We start from the raw sequence: 1,079 nt of genomic DNA on the forward strand, positions 1-1,079 counted from the left end.
AGGAAGATCATCATGGCTAAAGCCAAGTTTGAACGTAATAAACCACACGTAAACGTGGGTACAATCGGTCACGTTGACCATGGTAAAACAACTTTAACTGCTGCGATTGCAACTATTTGTGCAAAAACTTACGGCGGTGAAGCGAAAGATTACTCGCAAATCGACTCAGCACCTGAAGAAAAAGCACGTGGTATTACAATTAATACTTCACACGTAGAATACGATTCTCCAATTCGTCACTACGCACACGTTGACTGCCCGGGCCACGCCGATTACGTTAAAAACATGATCACTGGTGCTGCTCAGATGGACGGCGCGATCCTTGTATGTGCTGCGACTGACGGTCCAATGCCACAAACTCGTGAACACATCCTTCTTTCTCGTCAGGTTGGTGTACCTTACATCATCGTATTCTTAAACAAATGCGACCTTGTTGACGACGAAGAATTACTTGAATTAGTAGAAATGGAAGTTCGTGAACTTCTTTCTACTTACGACTTCCCAGGTGATGACACTCCAGTAATCCGTGGTTCAGCTCTTGCTGCTCTTAACGGTGAAGCAGGTCCTTACGGTGAAGAATCAGTTCTTGCTCTTGTAGCAGCTCTTGACTCTTACATCCCAGAACCAGAACGTGCTATCGACAAAGCATTCTTAATGCCAATCGAAGACGTATTCTCAATTTCTGGTCGTGGTACAGTAGTAACAGGCCGTGTAGAATCTGGTATCGTTAAAGTTGGTGAAGAAGTAGAGATCGTTGGTATTAAAGATACAGTTAAAACAACTGTAACTGGCGTAGAAATGTTCCGTAAACTTCTTGACGAAGGCCGTGCAGGCGAGAACTGTGGTGTATTACTTCGTGGTACTAAGCGTGAAGACGTACAACGTGGTCAAGTACTTGCTAAACCAGGTACAATCAAGCCGCACACTAAATTCGACGCAGAAGTATACGTACTTTCTAAAGAAGAAGGTGGTCGTCACACTCCATTCTTAAATGGTTACCGTCCACAGTTCTACTTCCGTACAACTGACGTAACTGGTGCGATCCAGTTGAAAGAAGGCGTTGAAATGGTAATGCCAGG

General features: G+C 44.4%; 1 protein-coding gene. It reads left to right on the forward strand.

The features are described 5' to 3' along the window. Nucleotides 1–12 precede the first annotated feature (12 nt). On the forward strand, nucleotides 13–1,079 hold a 1,067-nt coding region (gene tuf, locus J576_RS19300), incomplete at its 3' end, for an elongation factor Tu (RefSeq protein ID WP_033855755.1).

Source organism: Acinetobacter sp. 766875, from assembly GCF_000582055.1.
GTDB classification, from domain to species: domain Bacteria; phylum Pseudomonadota; class Gammaproteobacteria; order Pseudomonadales; family Moraxellaceae; genus Acinetobacter; species Acinetobacter nosocomialis.